This window comes from Streptococcus sp. A11 (genome assembly GCF_043674225.1).
Taxonomy (GTDB): domain Bacteria; phylum Bacillota; class Bacilli; order Lactobacillales; family Streptococcaceae; genus Streptococcus; species Streptococcus suis_V.
The window spans coordinates 73459-91003 of record NZ_JBIMJS010000010.1 but is presented as its reverse complement, the minus strand read 5'-3'; the positions used below and the strand labels follow the sequence as shown (position 1 = coordinate 91003).

The 17545-nt window shown below is 41.3% G+C and carries 32 protein-coding genes, 1 other RNA gene and 1 pseudogene; 31 read left to right on the top strand and 3 right to left on the bottom strand.

Going from position 1 to position 17545, the window contains the following annotated elements:
- Positions 1-265: 265 nt before the first annotated feature.
- Positions 266-637 (top strand): nucleotidyltransferase family protein, encoded by a 372-nt coding sequence (locus ACHBIF_RS07250; protein ID WP_394719578.1) that lies wholly within the window; start codon positions 266-268, stop codon positions 635-637.
- Here ACHBIF_RS07250 and ACHBIF_RS07245 read toward each other — a convergent pair.
- Positions 597-904 (bottom strand): annotated as a pseudogene (locus tag ACHBIF_RS07245) (IS481 family transposase); the annotation flags it as partial. The gene ACHBIF_RS07250 and the pseudogene ACHBIF_RS07245 overlap by 41 nt on opposite strands.
- Positions 905-1196: 292 nt before the next feature.
- Here ACHBIF_RS07245 and rpsJ point away from each other — a divergent pair.
- The 29 genes from rpsJ to rplQ all read left to right on the top strand — a co-directional run bounded on the left by rpsJ (position 1197) and on the right by rplQ (position 15746).
- Positions 1197-1505 (top strand): 30S ribosomal protein S10, encoded by a 309-nt coding sequence (gene rpsJ, locus ACHBIF_RS07240; protein WP_002939332.1) that lies wholly within the window; start codon positions 1197-1199, stop codon positions 1503-1505.
- Between the two features lie 79 nt (positions 1506-1584).
- Entirely contained in the window at positions 1585-2211 is a 627-nt protein-coding gene (gene rplC, locus ACHBIF_RS07235; RefSeq protein ID WP_011921686.1) for a 50S ribosomal protein L3, read from the top strand.
- Between the two features lie 24 nt (positions 2212-2235).
- Complete coding sequence (gene rplD, locus ACHBIF_RS07230; RefSeq protein WP_004195490.1) at positions 2236-2859, top strand: 50S ribosomal protein L4; 624 nt, start codon at positions 2236-2238, stop codon at positions 2857-2859.
- Positions 2859-3158 (top strand): 50S ribosomal protein L23, encoded by a 300-nt coding sequence (locus ACHBIF_RS07225; protein WP_004195491.1) that lies wholly within the window; start codon positions 2859-2861, stop codon positions 3156-3158. The genes rplD and ACHBIF_RS07225 overlap by 1 nt, the downstream gene beginning before the upstream one ends.
- Before the next feature lie 17 nt (positions 3159-3175).
- Positions 3176-4009 (top strand): 50S ribosomal protein L2, encoded by an 834-nt coding sequence (gene rplB, locus ACHBIF_RS07220; RefSeq protein ID WP_002936663.1) that lies wholly within the window; start codon positions 3176-3178, stop codon positions 4007-4009.
- A 101-nt stretch (positions 4010-4110) separates the two neighbouring features.
- Positions 4111-4392: a 30S ribosomal protein S19 gene (gene rpsS / locus ACHBIF_RS07215; protein ID WP_000533766.1), complete on the top strand. Its 282-nt coding sequence runs from the start codon at positions 4111-4113 to the stop codon at positions 4390-4392.
- 17 nt (positions 4393-4409) lie between these two features.
- Complete coding sequence (rplV, locus tag ACHBIF_RS07210) at positions 4410-4754, top strand: 50S ribosomal protein L22 (protein ID WP_002936662.1); 345 nt, start codon at positions 4410-4412, stop codon at positions 4752-4754.
- A gap of 12 nt (positions 4755-4766) precedes the next feature.
- The gene (rpsC, locus tag ACHBIF_RS07205; RefSeq protein WP_002936661.1) at positions 4767-5420 is read left to right on the top strand and encodes a 30S ribosomal protein S3; all 654 of its coding nucleotides are present in this window, start codon (positions 4767-4769) and stop codon (positions 5418-5420) included.
- A 3-nt stretch (positions 5421-5423) separates the two neighbouring features.
- Entirely contained in the window at positions 5424-5837 is a 414-nt protein-coding gene (gene rplP, locus ACHBIF_RS07200) for a 50S ribosomal protein L16 (protein WP_002936660.1), read from the top strand.
- Positions 5838-5846: 9 nt separating this feature from the next.
- Entirely contained in the window at positions 5847-6053 is a 207-nt protein-coding gene (gene rpmC, locus ACHBIF_RS07195; protein WP_002936659.1) for a 50S ribosomal protein L29, read from the top strand.
- Between the two features lie 23 nt (positions 6054-6076).
- Positions 6077-6337 carry a 30S ribosomal protein S17 gene (rpsQ, locus tag ACHBIF_RS07190; protein ID WP_000440801.1) on the top strand — a complete coding sequence of 87 codons (261 nt, stop codon included), beginning with the start codon at positions 6077-6079 and terminating at the stop codon, positions 6335-6337.
- Positions 6338-6361: 24 nt separating this feature from the next.
- The gene (gene rplN, locus ACHBIF_RS07185; RefSeq protein ID WP_002936658.1) at positions 6362-6730 is read left to right on the top strand and encodes a 50S ribosomal protein L14; all 369 of its coding nucleotides are present in this window, start codon (positions 6362-6364) and stop codon (positions 6728-6730) included.
- Positions 6731-6814: 84 nt separating this feature from the next.
- Complete coding sequence (gene rplX / locus ACHBIF_RS07180; protein ID WP_002936656.1) at positions 6815-7120, top strand: 50S ribosomal protein L24; 306 nt, start codon at positions 6815-6817, stop codon at positions 7118-7120.
- Positions 7121-7143: 23 nt separating this feature from the next.
- A complete protein-coding gene (gene rplE / locus ACHBIF_RS07175; RefSeq protein WP_002936653.1) occupies positions 7144-7686 on the top strand; it encodes a 50S ribosomal protein L5 in 543 nt (180 codons plus the stop codon).
- Between the two features lie 14 nt (positions 7687-7700).
- The gene (locus ACHBIF_RS07170; RefSeq protein ID WP_002936651.1) at positions 7701-7886 is read left to right on the top strand and encodes a type Z 30S ribosomal protein S14; all 186 of its coding nucleotides are present in this window, start codon (positions 7701-7703) and stop codon (positions 7884-7886) included.
- A 189-nt stretch (positions 7887-8075) separates the two neighbouring features.
- Entirely contained in the window at positions 8076-8474 is a 399-nt protein-coding gene (gene rpsH, locus ACHBIF_RS07165; RefSeq protein WP_024532337.1) for a 30S ribosomal protein S8, read from the top strand.
- 285 nt (positions 8475-8759) lie between these two features.
- The gene (gene rplF / locus ACHBIF_RS07160; RefSeq protein WP_172074773.1) at positions 8760-9296 is read left to right on the top strand and encodes a 50S ribosomal protein L6; all 537 of its coding nucleotides are present in this window, start codon (positions 8760-8762) and stop codon (positions 9294-9296) included.
- A gap of 88 nt (positions 9297-9384) precedes the next feature.
- Positions 9385-9741, top strand: coding sequence for a 50S ribosomal protein L18 (gene rplR / locus ACHBIF_RS07155; protein WP_002936641.1), 357 nt, complete (start codon positions 9385-9387; stop codon positions 9739-9741).
- 18 nt (positions 9742-9759) lie between these two features.
- Positions 9760-10254: a 30S ribosomal protein S5 gene (gene rpsE, locus ACHBIF_RS07150; protein WP_105111775.1), complete on the top strand. Its 495-nt coding sequence runs from the start codon at positions 9760-9762 to the stop codon at positions 10252-10254.
- A 14-nt stretch (positions 10255-10268) separates the two neighbouring features.
- Positions 10269-10451 carry a 50S ribosomal protein L30 gene (rpmD, locus tag ACHBIF_RS07145; protein WP_002936638.1) on the top strand — a complete coding sequence of 61 codons (183 nt, stop codon included), beginning with the start codon at positions 10269-10271 and terminating at the stop codon, positions 10449-10451.
- 143 nt (positions 10452-10594) lie between these two features.
- A complete protein-coding gene (rplO, locus tag ACHBIF_RS07140; protein WP_105107796.1) occupies positions 10595-11035 on the top strand; it encodes a 50S ribosomal protein L15 in 441 nt (146 codons plus the stop codon).
- Positions 11036-11048: 13 nt separating this feature from the next.
- A complete protein-coding gene (gene secY, locus ACHBIF_RS07135) occupies positions 11049-12359 on the top strand; it encodes a preprotein translocase subunit SecY (RefSeq protein WP_105111776.1) in 1311 nt (436 codons plus the stop codon).
- 93 nt (positions 12360-12452) lie between these two features.
- A complete protein-coding gene (locus ACHBIF_RS07130) occupies positions 12453-13094 on the top strand; it encodes an adenylate kinase (RefSeq protein ID WP_394719547.1) in 642 nt (213 codons plus the stop codon).
- Positions 13095-13215: 121 nt separating this feature from the next.
- Complete coding sequence (gene infA / locus ACHBIF_RS07125) at positions 13216-13434, top strand: translation initiation factor IF-1 (protein WP_002936627.1); 219 nt, start codon at positions 13216-13218, stop codon at positions 13432-13434.
- Between the two features lie 24 nt (positions 13435-13458).
- Positions 13459-13575, top strand: coding sequence for a 50S ribosomal protein L36 (gene rpmJ / locus ACHBIF_RS07120; protein ID WP_001808836.1), 117 nt, complete (start codon positions 13459-13461; stop codon positions 13573-13575).
- A 19-nt stretch (positions 13576-13594) separates the two neighbouring features.
- A complete protein-coding gene (rpsM, locus tag ACHBIF_RS07115; protein ID WP_002936622.1) occupies positions 13595-13960 on the top strand; it encodes a 30S ribosomal protein S13 in 366 nt (121 codons plus the stop codon).
- Positions 13961-13977: 17 nt separating this feature from the next.
- A complete protein-coding gene (gene rpsK, locus ACHBIF_RS07110; protein WP_004195509.1) occupies positions 13978-14361 on the top strand; it encodes a 30S ribosomal protein S11 in 384 nt (127 codons plus the stop codon).
- Between the two features lie 44 nt (positions 14362-14405).
- Positions 14406-15344: a DNA-directed RNA polymerase subunit alpha gene (locus ACHBIF_RS07105; RefSeq protein WP_105111778.1), complete on the top strand. Its 939-nt coding sequence runs from the start codon at positions 14406-14408 to the stop codon at positions 15342-15344.
- A 15-nt stretch (positions 15345-15359) separates the two neighbouring features.
- Complete coding sequence (rplQ, locus tag ACHBIF_RS07100) at positions 15360-15746, top strand: 50S ribosomal protein L17 (RefSeq protein WP_024532345.1); 387 nt, start codon at positions 15360-15362, stop codon at positions 15744-15746.
- Between the two features lie 203 nt (positions 15747-15949).
- Here rplQ and ACHBIF_RS07095 read toward each other — a convergent pair whose 3' ends face one another.
- Positions 15950-16129 carry a hypothetical protein gene (locus ACHBIF_RS07095; protein WP_394719580.1) on the bottom strand — a complete coding sequence of 60 codons (180 nt, stop codon included), beginning with the start codon at positions 16127-16129 and terminating at the stop codon, positions 15950-15952.
- A 315-nt stretch (positions 16130-16444) separates the two neighbouring features.
- On the opposite strand from ACHBIF_RS07095, the gene ffs reads away from it, so the two are divergent.
- Positions 16445-16534: signal recognition particle sRNA small type (gene ffs, locus ACHBIF_RS07090), an RNA gene on the top strand.
- Between the two features lie 154 nt (positions 16535-16688).
- Here ffs and ACHBIF_RS07085 read toward each other — a convergent pair.
- The gene (locus ACHBIF_RS07085) at positions 16689-17495 is read right to left on the bottom strand and encodes a formate/nitrite transporter family protein (protein ID WP_125266214.1); all 807 of its coding nucleotides are present in this window, start codon (positions 17493-17495) and stop codon (positions 16689-16691) included.
- Between the last annotated feature and the right edge of the window lie 50 nt (positions 17496-17545).

The window sequence follows — 17545 nt, the reverse complement described above, 5'->3', positions numbered from 1 at the left end:
AACAGGAGAGCAAAACTAGGTCCGGGGGACCTTTTTATCTTTTGCTTGAAAAACAGGAGAGCAAAACTAGGTCCGGGGGACCTTTTTATCTTTTGCTTGAAAAACAGGAGAGCAAAACTAGGTCCGGGTGGCCCTTTTTATCATGAATTTGAAAACCAAAGAACGAATTAAGGTCCGGTGAATATTTTGATCTGCTCCCCGTCGTTAGAATGATATTTCTAACGATTTTTTCTTATGGAAGCTAGTAAAAATAACACTAAAATCAATGAACAACTTGAAGGTAGAGGATTGTATGAAAGATGAGTTAGAAAGATATTTGTTAAAAGACCCTGATATCATTAGGATTTTGGGGATTGTAAAGGATTTAGACTTAGCGGACTCGTGGATTTGTGCAGGAACAATTCGTAATTTTATCTGGAATCACTATCGTTTTGATAAAAATACAGATGTTGATTTAATCTTTTACGATGAGAAAATATCGCATCAAGCAACAAAAGAATTAGAAGCAAATTTGCGACAAAGATATCCGGAATATCAGTGGGAAATTAAGAATCAAGTATTTATGCACATTCGTAGCCCGGATACCTCTCCTTATCAATCGTCAAAGGGTGCCTATCATATCCCTTGTTGGTTTTGAGCTTGTAGAAGATTTCGATTAGGGTTGCGTTTGGATTTCTTTTGATGCAGTTTTTAATCCATGTCAGCTCTTTCTCGGTATGAGCCTTTGGATGCGGTGTTAGAGGACGATGAGAACGGTCTTTCAGCGCATAAGAGAGGCTTTTGAAACTTTGTAACGTCGACAGATGAAGGCGACAGAGGCACCATTTTGGTAGGTTTTAACAGCGTGGTAACGTGTTTCTAGAGTATGTGGTAAATAGCGAAGATTTTGTGATATACTAGTCATGAGAAGATTCCTTTTTTGATGAGTGGTGGTACTCTTATCATATCAAGGAATCTTCTTTTTGACTTCTAGAAGTTTCACATCTATTGTAACGCTACATTTGCTTTTTAAATTTTTAAGTAAAAACTCTTGCAATGCACAATATAATTTGATAGAATGTTCTAGTGCCGTAAAAATTACGGCTGTAGCTTTGATGCAAGAGGTTGCGACACGCTCGGTTGCATTGCCACGCAACACGTGTTGGTTTTCTTGTGGAGCTAGCCTATTATCTTAAATAGACGAAAAGGAGAAAAAGATGGCAAACAAAAAAATCCGCATCCGCTTGAAAGCGTACGAACACCGTACACTTGATACAGCAGCTGCAAAAATCGTTGAAACTGCAACTCGTACAGGTGCTCAAGTAGCAGGTCCAGTTCCACTTCCAACAGAACGTAGCCTCTACACCATCATCCGTGCGACTCACAAGTACAAAGATTCTCGTGAGCAGTTCGAAATGCGTACACACAAACGTTTGATCGATATCATCAACCCAACTCAAAAAACAGTTGACGCTTTGATGAAATTGGATCTTCCAAGTGGTGTAAACGTAGAAATCAAATTGTAATCTGATTTCAATCTAGAGCATGAAAAACGCTCGTTAAAAACTTTTTAACTATAAAAATAAGAAAAGGAATATTTTTCTCATGACAAAAGGAATCTTAGGGAAAAAAGTGGGAATGACTCAAATCTTCACTGAATCTGGTGAATTTATCCCTGTTACTGTCATCGAAGCAACTCCAAACGTTGTTCTTCAAGTGAAAACAGTTGAAACTGATGGTTATGCAGCAGTTCAAGTTGGTTTTGATGACAAACGTGAAGTATTGAGCAACAAACCTGCCAAAGGCCATGTAGCTAAAGCTAACACAGCTCCTAAGCGCTTCATTCGTGAATTCAAAAACATTGAAGGCTTGGAAGTTGGACAAGAAATTACAGTTGAAACTTTCGCAGCTGGTGATGTTGTTGATGTAACTGGTACATCTAAAGGTAAAGGTTTCCAAGGTGTTATCAAACGCCATGGTCAATCACGTGGTCCTATGGCTCACGGTTCTCGTTACCACCGTCGTCCAGGTTCTATGGGTCCTGTTGCACCTAACCGTGTATTCAAAGGTAAAAACCTTGCAGGTCGCATGGGCGGCAACCGTGTAACAATTCAAAACCTTGAAGTTGTACAAGTTGTTCCAGAAAAGAACGTTATCCTTATCAAAGGTAACGTACCAGGTGCTAAGAAATCTCTTATCACTATCAAGTCAGCAGTTAAAGCTGGTAAATAATAAGGAAAGGGGAAATCAGTCGAAATGGCAAACGTAACATTATTTGACCAAACTGGTAAACAAGCTGGTGAAGTAGTTCTTAACGATGCGATCTTTGGTATCGAGCCAAACCAAGCAGTTGTATTTGATGTGATCATCAGCCAACGTGCTAGCCTTCGTCAAGGTACTCACGCAGTTAAAAACCGTTCAGCAGTCTCAGGTGGCGGACGCAAACCATGGCGTCAAAAAGGAACTGGACGTGCTCGTCAAGGTTCTATCCGTTCACCACAATGGCGTGGTGGTGGCGTAGTCTTCGGACCAACTCCACGTTCATACGCGTACAAACTTCCACAAAAAGTTCGTCGCTTGGCACTTAAATCTGTTTACTCAGAAAAAGTTGCTGAAAACAAATTTGTAGCTGTTAACTCACTTGAATTCACAGCTCCAAAAACTGCTGAATTTGCAAAAGTACTTGCAGCATTGAGCATTGATTCTAAAGTCCTTGTTATTCTTGAAGAAGGCAACGAATTCGCAGCTCTTTCTGCTCGTAACATCCCAGGAGTTAAAGTTGCAACTGCAACAACTGCAAGCGTACTTGACATCGCAAATGCAGACAAACTTCTTGTAACTCAAGCAGCTATCTCTAAAATTGAGGAGGTTCTTGCATAATGAATTTGTATGATGTTATCAAAAAACCTGTCATCACAGAAAGCTCAATGGGCCAACTCGAAGCAGGCAAGTATGTATTTGAAGTTGACACTCGTGCACACAAACTCTTGATCAAGCAAGCTGTTGAAGCTGCATTCGAGGGAGTTAAAGTTGCAAATGTTAACACAATCAACGTGAAACCTAAAACAAAACGCGTAGGTCGTTATGTAGGTCGCACAAATAAAGTGAAAAAAGCAATCATCACATTGGCTGCTGATTCAAAAGCGATCGAATTGTTCGCTACAGCTGACGCTGAATAATCAAAGGAGGAATTAACGTGGGTATTAAAGTTTATAAACCAACGACAAATGGCCGTCGTAACATGACTTCTTTGGACTTCGCTGAAATCACAACAAGCACTCCAGAAAAAAGCTTGCTTGTTGCTTTGAAGAGCAAAGCTGGTCGTAACAACAACGGTCGCATCACTGTTCGTCACCAAGGTGGCGGTCACAAACGTTTCTACCGTTTGGTAGACTTCAAACGTAACAAAGATGGCGTTGAAGCAATCGTTAAAACGATCGAATACGATCCAAACCGTTCAGCAAACATCGCTCTTGTACACTACACAGACGGTGTTAAAGCTTATATCATTGCTCCTAAAGGACTTGAAGTTGGTCAACGCATCGTTTCAGGCCCAGAAGCAGATATCAAAGTTGGTAACGCACTTCCACTTGCAAACATCCCAGTCGGTACTGTTGTTCACAACATCGAGTTGAAACCAGGTCGCGGTGGTGAGTTGGTTCGTGCTGCCGGTGCATCTGCACAGGTTCTTGGTCAAGAAGGTAAATACGTTCTTGTTCGCCTTCAATCAGGTGAAGTTCGTATGATCCTTGGTACTTGCCGTGCTACTGTTGGTACTGTAGGTAACGAACAACATGGCCTTGTTAACCTTGGTAAAGCAGGTCGTAGCCGTTGGAAAGGTATCCGTCCAACAGTTCGCGGTTCTGTGATGAACCCTAACGATCACCCACACGGTGGTGGTGAAGGTAAAGCACCAGTTGGTCGTAAAGCACCATCTACACCATGGGGTAAACCAGCTCTTGGTTTGAAAACTCGTAACAAGAAAGCTAAATCTGACAAACTTATCGTTCGTCGTCGCAACCAAAAATAATATATTCTTAGTTGCATAGCATTCTATATCATCCGCCAACTCGGTAGCCCGCAAAGCGGGCAAGCCGCTGTGGTACATATTTTAAAGGAGAAAATACTAAAATGGGACGTAGTCTTAAAAAAGGACCTTTCGTCGATGAGCATTTGATGAAAAAAGTTGAAGCTCAAGCAAATGACGAAAAGAAAAAAGTAATTAAAACTTGGTCACGTCGTTCAACGATCTTCCCAAGTTTCATCGGTTATACAATCGCAGTTTACGATGGACGTAAACATGTACCTGTATACATTCAAGAAGACATGGTAGGTCACAAACTTGGGGAATTTGCACCAACTCGTACTTACAAAGGTCATGCTGCTGACGACAAGAAAACTCGTCGTAAATAATTTAGGAGGAAAACACAATGGCAGAAATTACTTCAGCTAAAGCAACTGCTCGCACAGTACGTGTTTCACCTCGTAAATCACGTCTTGTCTTGGATAACATCCGTGGCAAAAGCGTAGCAGACGCAATCGCAATCTTGAAATTCACACCAAACAAAGCTGCAGGCATTATCGAGGGAGTTTTGAACTCAGCAATCGCTAACGCTGAAAACAACTTTGGTTTGGAAAAAGCTAACTTGGTAGTCAGCGAAGCATTCGCAAACGAAGGGCCAACGTTGAAACGTTTCCGTCCACGTGCGAAAGGTTCTGCTTCACCAATCAACAAACGCACAGCTCACATCACTGTAGTTGTGGCAGAGAAATAAGGAGGTAAAAACGTGGGTCAAAAAGTACATCCAATTGGTATGCGTGTTGGCATCATCCGTGATTGGGATGCTAAATGGTATGCTGAAAAAGAATACGCGGATTACCTTCATGAAGATCTTGCAATCCGCAACTTTATCAAAAAAGAATTGGCTGATGCGTCAACATCAACAATCGAAATCGAACGTGCTGTAAACAAAGTTATCGTTTCTATCCACACTGCTAAACCAGGTATGGTTATCGGTAAAGCTGGTAGCAACGTTGATGCACTTCGTGCTCAATTGAACAAATTGACTGGTAAGCAAGTACACATCAACATCATCGAAATCAAACAACCTGATTTGGATGCACACCTTGTTGGTGAGTCAATCGCTCGTCAATTGGAGCAACGTGTGGCATTCCGCCGTGCTCAAAAACAAGCTATCCAACGTGCAATGCGCGCTGGTGCAAAAGGTATCAAAACACAAGTTTCTGGTCGTTTGAACGGTGCTGATATTGCCCGTGCAGAAGGCTACTCAGAAGGAACTGTTCCTCTTCATACACTTCGTGCGGATATCGACTACGCTTGGGAAGAAGCTTTGACAACTTACGGTAAACTTGGTGTTAAAGTATGGATCTACCGTGGTGAAGTTCTTCCAGCTCGTAAAAACACTAAAGGAGGTAAATAACAAATGTTAGTACCTAAACGTGTAAAACACCGTCGTGAATTCCGTGGAAAAATGCGCGGTGAAGCTAAAGGTGGAAAACAAGTAGACTTTGGTCAATACGGTCTTCAAGCAACTACTAGCTCATGGATTACAAACCGCCAAATCGAAGCTGCCCGTATCGCTATGACGCGTTACATGAAACGTGGTGGTAAAGTTTGGATTAAGATCTTCCCACACAAATCATACACTGCTAAAGCTATCGGTGTACGTATGGGTTCTGGTAAAGGTGCTCCTGAAGGTTGGGTAGCTCCAGTTAAACGCGGTAAGGTTATGTTTGAAGTAGCTGGCGTTTCTGAAGAAATCGCACGTGAAGCATTCCGCCTTGCTGGTCACAAATTGCCAGTTAAAGTTAAATTCGTAAAACGTGAAGCAGAATAAGGAGAAGACATGAAACTTCAAGAAATTAAAGATTTTGTAAAAGAACTTCGTGGCCTTTCTCAAGAAGAACTTGCTAAGAAAGAAAACGAATTGAAGAAAGAACTCTTCGAACTTCGTTTCCAAGCTGCTGCTGGTCAACTTGAGCAAACTGCTCGTTTGAACGAAGTGAAGAAACAAATTGCACGTATCAAAACTGTGCAATCTGAAACTAAATAATAGATTGGGAAAGGAGAATTTCAATGGAACGCAATAATCGTAAAGTTCTTGTTGGACGCGTAGTATCTGACAAAATGGACAAAACAATCACAGTTGTAGTTGAAACTAAACGTAACCACCCAGTCTATGGTAAACGTATTAACTACTCTAAAAAGTACAAAGCTCATGATGAAAACAATGTTGCTAAAGAAGGCGATATCGTTCGTATCATGGAAACTCGCCCACTTTCAGCTACAAAACGTTTCCGTCTTGTAGAAGTTGTGGAAGAGGCAGTTATCATTTAATCAACCTGAAAGGAGAAAATTGACATGATTCAAACAGAAACTCGTTTGAAAGTTGCTGATAACAGTGGCGCACGTGAAATCTTGACAATCAAAGTTCTTGGTGGTTCAGGACGTAAATTCGCGAACATCGGCGACATCATCGTTGCTTCAGTAAAACAAGCTACTCCTGGTGGTGCGGTTAAAAAAGGTGACGTTGTTAAAGCCGTTATCGTTCGTACTAAGACAGGTGCTCGTCGTGCTGATGGTTCATACATCAAATTCGATGAGAATGCAGCAGTTATCATCCGTGAAGACAAAAACCCTCGCGGAACTCGTATCTTTGGCCCAGTGGCACGCGAATTGCGTGATGGCGGTTTCATGAAAATCGTTTCATTGGCACCAGAAGTACTTTAATTTAGAATCTAACAAACTAAGTCCCCTGGTTAAATCACTAACCAGGGTGCCCATTAGGGCGTAAGAAATCATAGGAGAAATCAAATGTTTGTAAAAAAAGGCGATAAAGTTCGCGTAATCGCTGGTAAAGACAAAGGCGTTGAAGCAGTTGTCGTAACAGCACTTCCAAAAGTAAACAAAGTTATTGTTGAAGGTGTTAACATCGTTAAGAAACACCAAAAACCAAACAGCGAAAACCCTCAAGGCGCTATCGTTGAAAAAGAAGCTCCAATCCATGTGTCAAACGTTCAAGTTCTTGACAAAAATGGTGTTGCAGGACGCGTTGGTTACAAGTTTGTAGACGGCAAAAAAGTTCGCTACAACAAAAAATCAGGCGAAGTGCTTGATTAATCACGAAGGAAAGGAGAAGTATAATGGCAAATCGTTTAAAAGAAAAATATCTTAATGAAGTAGTTCCTGCTTTGACTGAACAATTCAACTATTCTTCAGTTATGGCTGTGCCAAAAGTTGATAAGATCGTTTTGAACATGGGTGTTGGTGACGCTGTTTCTAACGCTAAAAACCTTGAGAAAGCTGCTCAAGAATTGGCTTTGATCTCAGGTCAAAAACCACTTATCACTAAAGCTAAGAAATCAATCGCCGGCTTCCGTCTTCGTGAGGGTGTTGCGATCGGTGCGAAAGTAACTCTTCGTGGCGAACGTATGTATGAATTCTTGGACAAATTGGTTACAGTTTCACTTCCGCGTGTACGTGACTTCCACGGTGTACCAACTAAGTCATTTGACGGACGTGGTAACTACACACTTGGTGTGAAAGAGCAATTGATCTTCCCAGAAATCAACTTCGACGATGTTGATAAAACTCGCGGTATGGATATCGTTATCGTTACAACTGCTAACACTGACGAAGAATCACGTGCATTGCTTACTGGCCTTGGTATGCCGTTTGCAAAATAAGAGGGAGAGAATAAATGGCTAAAAAATCAATGATCGCTAAGAACAAACGCCCAGCTAAGTTCTCTACACAAGCTTACACACGCTGTGAAAAATGTGGACGTCCACACTCAGTTTACCGCAAATTCAAATTGTGCCGTGTATGCTTCCGCGACTTGGCTTACCTTGGACAAATTCCTGGCGTAACAAAAGCTTCTTGGTAAGAATAACTTGCTATTCCGTTGCGAATCGTCGTCAGCACTTCTTGCTGTACGCTAGTACTGCCTACAAAGTGCCTTCTAGTCTTGTTTCGGACTAGCAACTTATTCTATATACACTTATCACTAGTCCGCAAGGACATCATTAACTAGCAAGTGACTAGATCAAACTGCTAGTAAGAGGAGAAACAACAAATGGTTATGACTGACCCAATTGCAGATTTTTTGACACGTATTCGTAACGCTAACCAAGCTAAACACGAAGTGCTTGAAGTTCCTGCATCAAACATTAAAAAAGGCATTGCTACAATCCTTAAAAACGAAGGTTTTGTAAAAAACGTTGAATTCATCGAAGATGACAAACAAGGCATCATCCGTGTATTCTTGAAATACGGACCAAACGGTGAAAAAGTTATCACTAACTTGAAACGCGTTTCAAAACCAGGTCTTCGTGTTTACTCAAAACGTGAAGATATTCCAAAAGTTCTTAACGGACTTGGTATCGCAATCATCTCAACATCAGAAGGTCTTTTGACTGACAAACAAGCTCGTCAAAAGAACGTTGGTGGAGAGGTTGTCGCCTACGTTTGGTAATCTTTTAGCTTCCAATTTCGTCATGTGCCTGTGTTAGAGCGTCTTGACATACTCAAGTATGGTCTGCGTCGCTCTGCCTTGCCACATTTAGAAATTGAAACCTAAAAGGATGATACAAAAACGCGGGAGAACCAGTTTTTCGTGCGTGTTCAAATCAGACTTACTGATTATTTAGTATCATGTAACCATGCTCAATCGAACACGGTCTATTGTCCGTGTTTAAATGAGCCCCCGTGAAAACTGGTCGCTTGACGGCCTGATAATTTAACAGGAGAAATAAAAAACATGTCACGTATTGGTAATAAAGTAATTACATTGCCTGCTGGAGTTGAGCTTACTCAAGACAACGGTGTGGTAACTGTAAAAGGACCTAAAGGGGAATTGACTCGTGAATTCCCAACTGCAATTGAAATCCGTGTGGAAGGTGCAGAAGTAACTCTTCACCGTCCAAACGATTCAAAAGAAATGAAGACTATTCACGGTACTAGCCGTGCTAACCTCAACAACATGGTTGTTGGTGTTTCTGAAGGCTTCAAAAAAGAACTTGAAATGCGTGGTGTCGGTTACCGTGCTCAATTGGCTGGTAACAAATTGACACTTGCTGTTGGTAAATCGCATCCAGATGAAGTGGTTGCACCAGAAGGTATTACATTTGAAGTTCCAACACCAACACAAATCGTCGTGTCTGGTATCAACAAAGAAGTTGTTGGTCAAACAGCAGCTTACATCCGTAGCCTTCGCGCTCCTGAGCCATACAAAGGTAAAGGTATCCGCTACGTTGGTGAATTCGTTCGCCGTAAAGAAGGTAAAACAGGTAAATAATAGCTTGCTGGGGTGGCTAGCCCACCTGGCTAACTATTTCTCAAATTGTTTCGTAAGAAACAGAATCATACATTAAGAGGTGAATATTGTGATTTCAAAACCAGATAAAAACAAAATCCGCCAAAAACGCCACCGTCGCGTTCGCGGTAAAATCTCTGGAACTGCTGCTCGCCCACGTTTGAACATTTTCCGTTCTAATACAGGCATCTACGCTCAAGTGATTGATGACGTAGCGGGTGTAACGCTCGCAAGCGCTTCTACTCTTGATAAAGAAGTTTCAAAAGGTACTAAGACAGAACAAGCTGTTGTTGTAGGTAAACTCGTTGCTGAACGCGCGGTAGCTAAAGGTATTTCTGAAGTGGTCTTTGACCGCGGTGGATATCTCTATCACGGACGTGTGAAAGCTTTGGCTGAATCAGCTCGTGAAAACGGATTGAAATTCTAATAGGGAGGACACTAAGAAATGGCATTCAAAGATAACGCAGTTGAAATTGAAGAACGCGTAGTAGCCATCAACCGTGTTACAAAAGTTGTTAAGGGTGGACGTCGTCTTCGCTTCGCAGCTCTTGTGGTTGTTGGTGACCGTAACGGTCGCGTAGGTTTCGGTACTGGTAAAGCTCAAGAAGTACCAGAAGCTATCCGCAAAGCAGTTGAATCTGCTAAGAAAAACATGATCGAGGTACCAATGGTTGGTACAACTATTCCTCACGAAGTTCGTTCAGAATTCGGTGGAGCTCGTGTTATGTTGAAACCAGCTTCAGAAGGTTCTGGGGTTGCTGCCGGTGGTGCAACTCGTGCCGTAATCGAATTGGCTGGTATCGCTGATGTGACATCTAAGTCACTCGGTTCAAACACACCAATCAACATCGTTCGTGCAACTGTTGAAGGTTTGAAACAATTGAAACGTGCTGAAGAAGTGGCTGCACTTCGTGGCATCTCAGTTTCTGATTTAGCATAAGAAAGGAGATACTCATGGCTCAAATTAAAATTACTTTGACTAAGTCTCCAATCGGTCGCAAACCAGAGCAACGTAAAACAGTTGTTGCACTTGGACTTGGTAAATTGAACTCTTCAGTTGTTAAGGAAGATAACCCAGCTATTCTTGGAATGGTGAACGCTATCTCTCACTTGGTAACTGTTGAAGAAGTTAAGTAACTTATACTAAAGTTAACAATAAACAGACTAGGTCGCATGGAGAAATCTTTGCGACTTCTAGTCAATTTTGATAGAAGCGAGTTTGTGGGCGGCTTACTCTAACTCCCCACAGGCGCTAGCATATAAAAGAGGAGAAATATATAATGAAACTTCATGAATTGCAACCTGCAACAGGTTCACGTAAAGTTCGCAACCGTGTAGGTCGTGGTACTTCATCAGGTAACGGTAAAACTTCTGGCCGTGGTCAAAAAGGTCAAAAAGCTCGTAGCGGTGGCGGTGTTCGCCCAGGTTTTGAAGGTGGACAAACTCCATTGTTCCGTCGTCTTCCAAAACGCGGTTTCACTAACATCAACGCTAAAGAATACGCAATCGTTAACCTTGATCAATTGAACGCTTTTGAAGATGGTGCAGAAGTAACACCAGTTGTACTTATTGAAGCTGGAATCGTTAAAGCTGAAAAATCAGGTGTTAAAATCCTTGGTAACGGCGAATTGACGAAGAAATTGACAGTGAAAGCTGCTAAATTCTCTAAATCAGCTGAAGAAGCAATCACTTCTAAAGGTGGCTCAGTAGAAGTCATCTAAGAGGTGACCGCCTATGTTTTTTAAACTTTTAACAGATGCTCTAAAAGTAAAAGCTGTTCGTAAGAAAATCTTATTTACAATTTTTATCCTTTTGGTGTTCAGGATTGGTACACATATCACCGTTCCTGGTGTCAATGCCAAAAGCTTAGAAGCATTGTCAAACGTTCCCTTCCTAAACATGATGAGTTTGGTTTCGGGTAACGCTTTGAAAAATTTCTCTGTTTTTGCACTGGGTGTCAGCCCTTATATCACGGCTTCGATTATTGTTCAACTGCTTCAGATGGACATTTTGCCGAAGTTTGTAGAATGGGGCAAGCAGGGCGAGGTTGGTCGTCGGAAATTAAACCAGGCGACTCGCTATATTTCCTTGGTTTTGGCCTTTGTCCAATCCATGGGGATTATCGCCAGCTTTAATGCCCTATCAGGAGCACAACTGACCAATATGCCAATGACTTGGCAGACCTATCTTTTGCTGGGGTCTATCTTGGCAACCGGTTCTGTCATTGTGACTTGGTTGGGAGAACAAATTTCTGATAAGGGCTATGGTAACGGAACATCAATGATTATCTTTGCGGGTATCATTTCATCCTTGCCAGATACTTTTAGAGAAATTTATATCGACCGCTTTGTCAATATTGAGGCTAGTCGGATTACAGAATCCATCATTTATGTTGGACTTTTGATTGTACTCATCTTGTTTGTAGTCTACTTTACAACCTACATTCAACAAGCTGAATACAAGATTCCGATTCAATATACAAAACGTGCTCAAGGTGCGCCATCTAGCTCATATCTTCCCTTAAAATTGAATCCTGCAGGCGTTATCCCCGTTATCTTTGCCGGGTCTATCACTGCACTACCAAGTTCTTTGATTCAATTTTTTGCTAGTCAAAACAGAAGTGCGGGTTGGTTACTAGGTATTCAAGAGTATTTTGATTATTCCACTGTTAAAGGGATGCTGGTATATGCTGGATTGATTATCATTTTTACCTTTTTCTATACATTTGTACAGGTAAATCCTGAGAAAACGGCAGAGAGTCTTCAAAAAAGTGCGGCATATATCCACGGTGTTCGTCCAGGTAATGGAACGGAGAAGTATTTCTCTGTCCTGTTGAAACGTCTGGCGACAGTTGGTGCCTTGTTCTTGAGTTTTGTAGCCTTGTTACCAATTCTTGCTCAAAATATTTTTGGTCTTTCTTCCAATATTGCCTTCCTGGGTACTAGTTTGATTATCTTGATTATGACAAGTATCGAGGGTATCAAGCAATTGGAGGGATACCTTCTCAAGAGAAAATATGTAGGCTTTATGAACGTAACAGAATAGAATATAGGTTGACCTAGTCAACCTTCTATTTTGTTTTTAGATAAGTTTGTCAATTGTGGCAAATTTATGTGAAAACAAAATAAGGAGTTTGTCATGAATCTTTTAATTATGGGTTTGCCAGGTGCTGGTAAAGGGACTCAAGCAGCTAAGATTGTTGAAAAATTTAATGTTGCTCACATTTCTACAGGCGATATGTTCCGTGCTGCTATGGCTAATCAAACGGAAATGGGGATACTTGCTAAATCGTATATCGACAAAGGCGACTTGGTTCCGGACGAAGTAACCAATGGTATCGTCAAAGAGCGCTTGGTGCAAGACGACATCAAAGAAAAAGGTTTCTTGCTAGATGGATACCCACGAACAATTGAACAAGCACATGCCTTAGATGCCAACCTAGCAGATCTAGGAATTGAACTGCAGGGTGTTATCAACATTGAAATCGATCCATCTAAATTGGTTGAGCGTCTTAGCGGTCGAATCATCCATAAAGAAACCGGTGAAACCTTCCATAAAATCTTTAACCCACCTGTTGGAGATTATAAAGAAGAAGATTTCTATCAGCGTGAAGATGATAAGCCTGAATCTGTTCAACGCCGTTTGGAGGTCAATATTGCCCAAGGTCAACCAATTATTGACCACTATCGTGCCAAAGGTTTGGTCCATGATATTGAGGGAGACCAAGACATCGAACTTGTTTTCCAAGCAATTGACACAGTCTTGTCAAATTTAAAATAATCTAATGGATTTGGCTTGCATTTTTCTTGTGAAAGTGATAAAATAGCCTAGTCTGACTTATAATTGTTACCTCTGTATTCAGAGGGCATCAAATCGATATTTAGAGAGGGGATACTTTTGCATGGCAAAAGAAGATGTGATTGAAATTGAAGGCAAAGTAGTTGATACAATGCCAAATGCTATGTTTACTGTTGAGTTGGAAAATGGACACCAAGTCCTTGCAACTGTTTCTGGTAAAATCCGTAAGAACTACATTCGTATTTTGGTCGGAGACCGCGTAACTGTTGAGCTGAGTCCGTATGACTTGACTCGTGGACGTATCACATACCGCTTTAAATAGTCGAAATACTTGGAGGGATAAAACATGAAAGTAAGACCATCGGTCAAACCAATTTGCGAATACTGCAAAGTTATTCGTCGTAATGGTCGTGTTATGGTGATTTGCCCAGCAAACCCTAAACACAAGCAACGTCAAGGTTAAAATATAGAAAGGAGAAAACATGGCTCGTATTGCTGGAGTTGACATTCCAAATGACAAACGTGTAGTTATTTCATTGACATACGTATACGGTATCGGTCTTGCAACATCTAAAAAAATTCTTGCAGCTGCAGGCATTTCAGAAGATGTACGCGTGAAAGATTTGACATCAGATCAAGAAGATGCTATTCGTCGTGAAGTTGATGCAATCAAAGTTGAAGGTGACCTCCGTCGTGAAGTTAACTTGAACATTAAACGTTTGATGGAAATCGGTTCATACCGTGGTATCCGTCACCGTCGTGGACTTCCTGTCCGTGGACAAAACACTAAGAACAATGCCCGCACTCGTAAAGGTAAAGCTGTTGCGATCGCAGGTAAGAAAAAATAATATAGGAGGTAGAAAAATTGGCTAAACCAACACGTAAACGTCGTGTGAAAAAGAATATCGAATCTGGTATTGCACATATTCACGCTACATTTAATAACACTATTGTTATGATTACTGATGTGCATGGTAACGCTATTGCTTGGTCATCAGCTGGTGCTCTTGGTTTCAAAGGTTCTCGTAAATCTACACCATTCGCAGCTCAAATGGCTTCAGAAGCAGCTGCTAAATCTGCACAAGAACACGGTCTTAAAACAGTTGAAGTTACCGTTAAAGGCCCAGGTTCAGGTCGTGAGTCTGCTATCCGCGCTCTTGCTGCCGCTGGTCTTGAAGTAACAGCAATTCGTGATGTGACTCCTGTACCACACAATGGTGCTCGTCCTCCAAAACGTCGCCGTGTATAATCATACCAACCATACACAGCTTTTCGTTTAAGAGGGAGTAAGAAATGATTGAGTTTGAAAAACCAACAATAACAAAAATTGATGAAAATAAAGATTACGGCAGATTTGTAGTCGAACCGCTTGAACGTGGTTACGGAACAACTCTTGGTAACTCTCTTCGTCGTGTACTTCTTGCTTCACTTCCGGGTGCTGCAGTAACATCAATTAAGATTGATGGTGTACTCCACGAATTCGACACAGTTCCAGGTGTCCGTGAAGATGTTATGCAAATCATTCTTAACATCAAAGGCATTGCTGTAAAATCTTATGTCGAAGACGAAAAGAAAATTGAACTTGATGTAGTAGGTCCAGCTGCGGTAACAGCAGGTGACATTCTTACAGATAGTGATATTGAAATTGTAAATCCTGATCATTATCTCTTCACAATTGCTGAAGGTGCAACATTTAAAGCGATTTTAACTGTAAATGCAGGTCGCGGTTATGTACCAGCTGAAGGCAATAAGAAAGATGATGCACCAGTAGGTACACTTGCGGTAGATTCAATCTATACGCCAGTTACAAAAGTCAATTATCAAGTTGAGCCAGCTCGTGTTGGTAGCAACGATGGATTTGACAAATTGACACTTGAAATCAGTACAAACGGTACAATTATTCCTGAAGATGCACTTGGGCTTTCTGCTCGTATCTTGATGGAGCACTTGGGTCTCTTTACAGATTTGACTGAAGTTGCAAAATCAGCTGAAGTGATGAAAGAATCTGAAACAGCATCTGATGACCGTATGCTTGATCGTACGATTGAAGAATTGGACCTTTCTGTTCGCTCATACAACTGTCTTAAACGTGCAGGCATCAATACTGTGTTTGACTTGACAGAGAAAACTGAGCCAGAAATGATGAAAGTGCGCAATCTGGGCCGTAAGAGTCTTGAGGAAGTGAAGATTAAACTTGCTGAACTCGGTCTTGGATTGAAAAATGATAAATAAATATAGGAGGAAATCATGGCATACCGTAAACTAGGACGCACTAGCTCACAACGTAAAGCAATGTTGCGCGATTTGACAACTGACCTTTTGATCAACGAATCAATCGTTACAACTGAAGCTCGTGCTAAAGAAATCCGTAAAACAGTTGAAAAAATGATCACACTTGGTAAACGTGGTGACTTGCACGCACGTCGTCAAGCTGCTGCATTTGTTCGTAACGAAATTGCATCTGAAAACTACGATGAAGCAACTGATAAGTACACAGCTACTACAGCTCTTCAAAAATTGTTCTCAGAAATCGCACCTCGTTATGCTGAGCGCAATGGTGGATACACTCGTATCCTTAAAACTGAACCACGTCGTGGTGATGCTGCCCCAATGGCAATTATCGAACTTGTATAAGATCATCAATTTTGTTGAGTGTTATGATGATGGAAGAGAAATCTTCTTAGTCTAGCTCTGGTCTACCGCTGGGCCTGCCCCAGCGGTAACACTCATCATATTGATTTGACGCTTGTTTACGAAATTACTCTAAGCTAGAATAATTCCGTAAGCAGGCGTTTTTTAGCTCTTGTTAACTATGAAAGTCGGAGAATTCTTATGATTCAATAAGTCTGCACTTGTCCTAAATCGTCATAGTGCAGTACCTTATCCAAGAATGTTTCTAGTGTCTCTTGGTGGATTGCTTGAAAGAATGTGAGTTCCACTTTTCCGAGATGAATTTTCATTAGAATATCGTTTCTGCCTTTCTTCTCAAAGCGACGATGGGGTGTGACGTAAAAAATCCTCCAGTTCTGTTTTCTCTAACAGTATACTGGATAATAGGGAAGCTGAAAAGATACTCCATTATTGGGCGGTTACGTTAGACTCATCTGTTTGCCCAATACGGTGACCAGTTTAAGTGATGAGGGGGAATCAAAGCTATCAGATGGCCTGGATAATGAATTTTAGGTCTATTAGTTAAGTGACACTGAGAGTGGGGTTAGTTGATGATAGGATGTTGATGAAGAAAATCTATCTCTGAGTATGAACTTATTTCTCATTTTCAGGAAGCTTGAAGTTGAGAAAAATATTGAATTTTAGTGAATTTGTGATATAATAATAAATGGAGCAAGGTTCGTGCGTGAAGCGGGTCAGGGGAGGAATCCAGCAGCCCTAAGCGATGTCGAGTCTGTGCTCTTTTTGCGTACAGTCTAAAAACCCTTTGAAATCGAGCTTTCAGAGGGTTTTATCTGTCTGATTTTTAGAAATAGGGGCAATTAGATTATTCGCATCATATTCGGCCTATCGGGCTATTGGTGAGTACAAAAAATACGGCTGGATTTCCAAACCGCATTCTCTAGATTAGTCGACATAGAGTTTTGATTTATCGCTGAGCCAGCTGTAAAGGAGACCGATAAGGAGACCACCGCCGACGTAGTTTCCAAGTCCTGAGAAGAGGAAATTCCTTAGGACACTGAGGATAGTCATGCCCTCGACTGGACCACCATTTGAGAAAAGGGCCAAGGAGAAGGTAGAGAAGTTGGCAATAACGTGCTCAAAGCCTAGGAAGGCAAAGATAAAGATGATAAAGATGAGGGAAATAACACGGCCCGCATCGTCTTTCATGCGCATAGAGATAAAGACAGCGATGTTTACTACGATGTTGGCAAAGATGCCCTCGACAAACTGTGTCAGAGGTGTTTTTTCCAGTTTTGCGACAACAGCTTCAATCAGGTAACTATCATGTTCCAAATGTCCAACCTGGTAAGGAGTTGTGAAGGAGAGCATATAGGCTACAATGACTGCCCCAACAAAGTTGAAAAAGATACAAGTAGCTAGAATCTTGAGGGCTGTTTTGGTAGGGATCACTTTACGGTGGATAGCAGAGGTCATGTACATCATATTAGAAGTGCCTAGTTCAGCGTTCATATAAAGAATCATGACCAAGCACCAGCCGAACATGAGTCCGTAGCTGAATTTACCGAGGCCATCTACAATATGATTGAGCTTATCAGCTGTATAAACTGAGATAGCCAAACCAATTGCTAGGTAAACACTGGCCATAGCTGAGCGAATTGCATAGGCGAAGAAGTTGTTTTCAATCAAGTCTGCTTTTTTCTTGATACTTTTGTCAATATTGTAAATGAGCGTGTCATTTTGGGAAGCCATATAAATCTCCTTTGGCGCTTGAAAATAGTGTAAGTAATCATATATTTTCA